The sequence below is a fragment of the Streptomyces sp. S3(2020) genome (genome assembly GCF_013044505.1).
GTDB lineage: Bacteria > Actinomycetota > Actinomycetes > Streptomycetales > Streptomycetaceae > Streptomyces.
Map to the genome: position 1 here is coordinate 1 of NZ_JABERD010000347.1, position 6,372 is coordinate 6,372.

Sequence of the window (6,372 nt, forward strand, 5' to 3'; positions counted from 1 at the left end):
GGCGGGCGTGGCGGTGAGCGGGGTCCGGGTCCGCGGGGGCGTGACCATGGGCGTGTGTCGGGGGGCGGCCCCTCCCGGCTGCCCGAGGAGCTGCGGGCGCTGGGCAGGTCGCTGGACGCACCCGGGGCCGACGAGGCCGGCGGGTCCGTCGGCTCCGAGACCATGGTCGAGCGGGTGCTCGGGCAGATACTCGCCGACCATGTGCCGGTCCCGGTGGCCGAGCCGCCACGCGCCCGTGAGCGGCTGGCCGCGGCGCGGCGCTGGACGCGGATGCGGTGGCGCTCCCTGACCACCGTGCTGTGCGGACTGCTGACGGTGCTGGCGCTCACACCTCCGGTGCGGGCCGCGGTCTACGACTGGTTCGACTTCGGCGGGGTGGGGGTGCGGTACGACCCGTCGGCGACGCCCTCGCCCGGCGCCGAGGTGCCCGGCTGCGGGCACTCGGTGTCCCTCGCTCAGGCCGAGCGGCGGGCCGGGTTCGCGCCGCTCGTTCCGGACGCGCTCGGCAGCCCGGACGCGGTGGCGGTGACCGGAGCGGCCCGGGGGCGGACCCTGGTCACTCTGTGCTGGCGTGAGCGGGGGAAGACGATCCGGCTGGACCAGTTCGCGGCCGGCCTGGACATCGCCTTCACGAAGACCGTGCGCGAGCAGCCGGAATGGATCTCCCTGGGCGAGGACCCCGCGGAGGTCGGCACGGCGAACGACACGGCCCTGTGGTTTCCGCGTCCCCACCTGCTGAGCTTCTGGCTGGTGGACCCGGACGGGGAGCGCTACACCCACAGGGCGCGGACCGCCGGGCCGACCCTGCTGTGGAGCCGTGCGGTGGGCACCGAGGACGTGACGCTGCGGTTGGAGGGCGTGGCGTCGAAGGAGCGGGCGGTGGAGATCGCGAAGGCGCTGGAGAAGTCGTCGGCGAGGGCCCCGAAATAGTGCGGGCGGGGTGGGAACCCCGGCGGGCCGGGCGGTGTACCAGAAGTGACACACGGCTCGCGGAGACGGGGGCGGGCCGTACGGCATCGGCTGGTTGGGGGTTCTGATGCACAGGCAGATGAGCGGCTGGCGGGGTGCGGGGCGTCGACTGGCCGCGCTGGCAGGGGTGTTGGCGGCCGCGCTCGGGCTGGCCCTGTGGGGTGCGGGGTCCGCTTCGGCGGGCGGTCCGACCAGCGTGCTGATCGTCTCGCCGGAGAGCACGGAGACGGCCTCGCTCTACCACTCCGACGAGGAGTACGGCGAGTTGCAGCGGCTCCTCGGCGAACCGGGCGGGGGCTCGGCGGACAAGCCACCCGAGGCCGATCTGATCACCGGCCCACAGATCAACGTGACCTGGATGCTGCACGACGTGACGCCGTGGCGGGTCGACCGGGTCTATCCGGCGGCGGACTCCACAGCGGTCTGGATACACACGGCGGCGAACCTGGACGCGTCGGCGAACGGCACCTGGCACCGCGCCGAACAGCCGGCCGTCCTCCGCGGCCTCCTGGGGGACTTGGGCGTGATGGGCGAGGCCTCCGACGGTGACTACTCGGTGGAGTACCCACCGCCCTGGGACATGTACGGCAAGGACACGGAGAAGGCGGAGACAGAGGGGGAGGCGGGGGCGGGGGCTGCCGAGCCGACGGCCGCGGCGGCCCCGGCCCAGCGGCCCGGCCCGGGTGACGGCGCCGACTGGTGGTGGGCGCTGCCGGGCCTCGCGGCCGGGGCGGTGCTGGCACTGGTGCTGCGGCCCTTCGCCACCCGGCTGCCGGAGGTGCCGGCGCTGCGGAGGTGGAGGGTGCGGGAGCCGGGGCCTCGGCAGGAACTGAGGGATGTATGAGGCTTGTACGAGGGCTTGCTTCCGGCGCGCCGGGGGCTGGCCGGTCGTCGGGTTCGGGGCCGAGGTCGGCGGGACGCCGCTGATACGCCGTGCGGCGGACCGGCAGGGAGCCGGACCGCCGCGGGAGGAGTCAGGTCAGGAACTCATCGGCCTGTGAGAGTCGCCGGTCTTTGACAACTCAAGAGAGCGTTGGTCAGCCGAGGTCGATCTCGGGGTACAGCGGGAAGCCGGCCACGAGGTCGGTGGCGCGGTGGGAGATCTCGTCCGCGACCTTGGCGTCCAGGACGTGGGAGGCCTTGGAGGGGGCGCCCGACTTGGTGGTGCCCGGCTCGGCGGTGGTGAGGACCCGGTCGATGAGGCCGGCGACCTCGTCCATCTCGGCGGTGCCCAGGCCACGGGTGGTGAGGGCGGGGGTGCCGATGCGGATGCCGGAGGTGTACCAGGCGCCGTTGGGGTCGGCCGGGATCGCGTTGCGGTTGGTGACGATGCCGGAGTCGAGGAGCGCGGACTCGGCCTGGCGGCCGGTGAGTCCGTAGGAGGAGGCGACGTCGATCAGGTTGAGGTGGTTGTCGGTGCCGCCGGTGACGAGGGTGGCGCCCCGGCGCACCAGACCCTCGGCGAGGGCACGGGAGTTGTCGACGATGCGCTGGGCGTAGTCCTGGAAGGAGGGCTGACGGGCCTCGGCCAGTGCCACCGCCTTCGCGGCCATGACGTGCGGAAGCGGGCCGCCGAGGACCATCGGGCAGCCGCGGTCGACCTGGTCCTTGAGGGAGTCGTCGCACAGGACCATGCCGCCGCGCGGGCCGCGCAGCGACTTGTGCGTGGTGGTGGTGACGATCTGGGCGTGCGGGACCGGGTCGAAGTCGCCGGTCAGTACCTTGCCCGCCACCAGGCCGGCGAAGTGCGCCATGTCCACCATCAGGGTCGCCCCGACCTCGTCGGCGATCTCGCGCATGATGCGGAAGTTCACCAGCCGGGGGTAGGCGGAGTAGCCGGCGACGATGATGAGCGGCTTGAACTCACGGGCGGACACCCGCAGCGCCTCGTAGTCGATCAGCCCGGTGGCCGGGTCCGTGCCGTAGGAGCGCTGGTCGAACATCTTGCCGGAGATGTTGGGGCGGAAGCCGTGGGTGAGGTGGCCGCCGGCGTCCAGGGACATGCCGAGCATGCGCTGGTTGCCGAAGGCCTGACGGAGTTCTGCCCAGTCGGCGTCGGTGAGGTCGTTGACCTGGCGGGCGCCGGTCTTCTCCAGGAAGGGGACCTCGACCCGGGCGGCGAGGACGGACCAGAAGGCGACGAGGTTGGCGTCGATGCCGGAGTGCGGCTGGACGTAGGCGTGGCGGGCGCCGAAGAGCTCCCTGGCGTGCTCGGCGGCGAGCGACTCCACGGTGTCGACGTTGCGGCAGCCGGCGTAGAAGCGGCGGCCGATGGTGCCCTCGGCGTACTTGTCGCTGAACCAGTTGCCCATCGCGAGGAGGGTGGCCGGGGAGGCGTAGTTCTCGGAGGCGATCAGCTTGAGCATCTCGCGCTGATCGTGGACCTCCTGGCCGATGGCGTCGGCGACGCGCGGCTCGACGGCGCGGATCACGTCGAGGGCGGCGCGGAAGGCGGTGGACTCGGTGGAGAGGGGCTGCTGCTGCGACATGTGCGGCCTCCGGATGGCGTGGCGGTTGCGGTCACGATTCACGGTTCGGCCCAGGCGCACGGCACTCGGTCACTCACAGGCCGCTCCCCGATGGTCCGTCCCATCCCAGCGCGCCAGTCACGGCCCGCCGGTCAGCCTACCGGGCAGCCCGGGCGGGAGAGGCCCCGCGTCCACCATGCGAGCGAGTAATCACCCTGCTCCGGGCCTGGTCCCGGCGACAGCCGGCAGGGGTGGCCCTGCACGGCAGACGGGGGCGGCCGTGTGCGGCAGGCGGGGTCAGGACGGTTTGCGGCCCCAGGCGAGGACCATGAAGTTGGGGATGTAGGTGGTCCCCTGGAGCTTCGTCAGGGTGATCACCTCCTCGATGTCGGCGTCGCTCACCTCGCCCGTCTCCAGGAGCCGTGGCCGCAGGGATCGCAGGGTCAGGGGGAAGAAGGCCGCGGAGCCGCCGGTCAGGACCGGGGCGTAGACCTCCGCACCGATGTCGGTCAGCCCGGCGTCCGCCAGTGCCTGCGGCAGGCGGCGGCCGGTTCCGGGGTCCACCCCCGCGGCGCCGAAGGCCGTCCGCAGCGCGCGGCCGAGGCGCTCGGCGACCTCCATGTACACGGGCGGGTAGTAGCGGGCGGCGGCCGGGTACATCGGTCCGTCGATGTCGAAGTCCTCCACGACCACCCAGCCGCCGGGTCGGGTCGCGGCCGCCATGCGCCGCAGCGCCTCGTCGCGGTCGGAGAGGTGTTCCACCACGGCCCGCGCGTGCACGAGGTCGAAGGGGTCGTCGGGGAGCGGGTCGGCGAGGATGTCGTGCCGGCGCACCTCCAGGTTGGACAGTGCGTGGGCCGCGGCGAAGCGCGTGTCGAGGTCGACGGCGAGCACCCGCCCTGCGGCGCCGACCTGCCGGGCCAGCCAGCGGGCGATGCTGCCGGCGCCGCAGCCCACCTCCAGGCATCGCCGGCCCTCGGCGACGCCCAGTTCGGTCAGCCGGTGCCGGCTCTGGCCGTCGTAGATCTCCTCCAGCGCGCTGAGCCGGCTGTGCTCGCGCTCCCAGGACGGGTCGAAGACGTATCCGTTCTCCACCGTGGCCGTGTCGCTCACCGATCGCCCCTCTTCCGTTCGTGACGGGCCGATCATTGTGTCGCGTCAGAGGATCACGTGGGGCAGGAAGCGTGCGTATTCGTCAGTCACCGGTCCGGACGACTCGCGGATGCCGAGGCCCGCGGACTCGTCCTCGACGACCCAGGCGCCGAGGACGACGCGGTTGCCGTCGAAGTCGGGCAGGAAGGCCAACTCCTGGTAGCAGCAGGGTTCTTCGCGCGGGACGGGTGCGGCGCCGGGTTCGTGGATCGTCACGCCGGCGCCCTCGCGGCCCAGCAGCGGCTTGGCGACGTACCCCTTCGAATCGGCCAACTCCCGTGGCCCGTCCAGGTATGCGGGGAGGAGGTTGGGGTGGTCCGGGTACAGCTCCCAGAGGATCGCCAGGAGCGCCTTGTTGCTCAGCAGCATCTTCCAGGCGGGCTCGATCCACAGGGTGCTGCCTGTGCCGCCGCCGTTGTCGAGGGTGTCGAGGACGTGTTCGGCGAAGCGGTCGGTGGTCAGCCACTCCCAGGGGTAGAGCTTGAAGCAGCTGCGGATGAAGCGGAGTTGCCTGTCGACGAAGCGGCTGGACAGTGGGTCCCAGCCGATCTCCTCCATGGAGATCCAGGCGGTGTCCAGGCCGGCCTGCTCGGCGGTCTCCTGGAGGTAGGCGACCGTCATGAGGTCCTCGCCGAGTTCGTCGGCGGAGGAGTACGCGAAGTACAGGGGGCTGCCGGGCGGGAGCAGCGCGGCCTGCTTCTTCCAGGCGGCGACGAGGCGCTCGTGGAGGGAGTTCCACTGGTCGGCGCCGGGGAAGCGCTCCTCCATCCAGAACCACTGGGGTGAGGCGGCCTCGACGAGGGAGGTGGGTGTGTCGGCGTTGTACTCCAGGAGCTTGGCCGGGCCGGTGCCGTCGTAGCGGAGGTCGAAGCGGCCGTAGACGGAGGGGAGTTCGGCGCGGCGGCGCCAGGCCTCGGCGACCGCGTCCGCGACGCGCGGGTCGGTGATGCCGAGGTCGGCGAAGCGGCCGGCTGTGACGATGTGGTCCGCCGCCCGCAGGCACATGCGGTGGAGTTCCTCGACGACCTCTTCCAGTGCCTCGACCTCGTCGAGGGAGAAGACGTAGTAGGCGCTCTCGTCCCAGTACGGGCGCAGCGAGTCGTCGGGGTGGCGGGTGAGGGGGTAGATGAGCCCCTGCTCCTCGACGGTCTGCTGCCAGCCGGGGCGGGGTTCGGTGGTGCGGCGTTCCATGGTGTCCGTCTGCTCGTCGTCCTGCGTCCGCTCAGCCGCCGCTGCTGCTGCCGCCGCTGGAGCAGCCGAAGCCTCCGCGGTCCACGGCCTCGCTCTTGCTGAAGGTGCCGTAGTCGGCGTAGCCGGAGCTGACGTCGGCGTCGTAGTACCAGGCGGCGTCGGCGGTGCCGGTCTTCTTCTTGCCGCTCTTGCCGTACGAGGAGGAGCCGGAGCTGCCTGAGCTGGAGGTGCCGGAGCTGCAGTTCTTGTCGGCGACGACCTTGTAGCCCTCGTAGGTGTAGCTGTCGCGGTCGACGCAGCGGCGGTCGGGGTCCGAGCCGCAGGAGGTGAGTGCCGCCGCGACGACTCCCATGCCGCCGAGCACGACCGTGCTCGAGCGCAACCGGCGCCGTGTTTCCGCCATTTTCGCGTCTCCCCGTTGTTCGTCTGTTCGTCTCTGGGTTGTCCGGCGGTCAGCCTAGAGATCGGTAATAAGCGTCACGCAGGCGCCCCGCCCGTCACACCCCCTCCCCTACAGTCACTTTGTGCTCTTTGGGATGGTGTGTGCGCTCGGTGCGGCGGTCTGTTTCGGTACCGCGACGGTGTTGCAGGC

The 6,372-nt window shown here is 71.9% G+C and carries 6 protein-coding genes and 1 riboswitch; of the genes, 2 read left to right on the top strand and 4 right to left on the bottom strand.

The window, feature by feature from the left end:
• Positions 1-54 precede the first annotated feature (54 nt).
• Together HLK59_RS47110 and HLK59_RS47115 are read left to right on the top strand one after the other, a co-directional pair.
• Positions 55-930: a hypothetical protein gene (locus tag HLK59_RS47110; RefSeq protein ID WP_171147837.1), complete on the top strand. Its 876-nt coding sequence runs from the start codon at positions 55-57 to the stop codon at positions 928-930.
• A 106-nt stretch (positions 931-1,036) separates the two neighbouring features.
• The gene (locus HLK59_RS47115; RefSeq protein ID WP_240983051.1) at positions 1,037-1,813 is read left to right on the top strand and encodes a hypothetical protein; all 777 of its coding nucleotides are present in this window, start codon (positions 1,037-1,039) and stop codon (positions 1,811-1,813) included.
• 193 nt (positions 1,814-2,006) lie between these two features.
• On the opposite strand, the gene HLK59_RS47120 is transcribed toward HLK59_RS47115, so the two are convergent.
• From HLK59_RS47120 to HLK59_RS47135, 4 genes are all read right to left on the bottom strand, one after another.
• A complete protein-coding gene (locus HLK59_RS47120) occupies positions 2,007-3,458 on the bottom strand; it encodes a glycine hydroxymethyltransferase (protein WP_171147838.1) in 1,452 nt (483 codons plus the stop codon).
• Positions 3,459-3,499: 41 nt separating this feature from the next.
• Positions 3,500-3,589: riboswitch (ZMP/ZTP riboswitch) on the bottom strand.
• A 145-nt stretch (positions 3,590-3,734) separates the two neighbouring features.
• Entirely contained in the window at positions 3,735-4,550 is an 816-nt protein-coding gene (locus tag HLK59_RS47125; protein WP_171147839.1) for a methyltransferase domain-containing protein, read from the bottom strand.
• Positions 4,551-4,595: 45 nt separating this feature from the next.
• Positions 4,596-5,780 carry a glutathionylspermidine synthase family protein gene (locus HLK59_RS47130; protein WP_171147840.1) on the bottom strand — a complete coding sequence of 395 codons (1,185 nt, stop codon included), beginning with the start codon at positions 5,778-5,780 and terminating at the stop codon, positions 4,596-4,598.
• Between the two features lie 31 nt (positions 5,781-5,811).
• The gene (locus tag HLK59_RS47135) at positions 5,812-6,183 is read right to left on the bottom strand and encodes a hypothetical protein (RefSeq protein ID WP_171147841.1); all 372 of its coding nucleotides are present in this window, start codon (positions 6,181-6,183) and stop codon (positions 5,812-5,814) included.
• Positions 6,184-6,372: the final 189 nt, after the last annotated feature.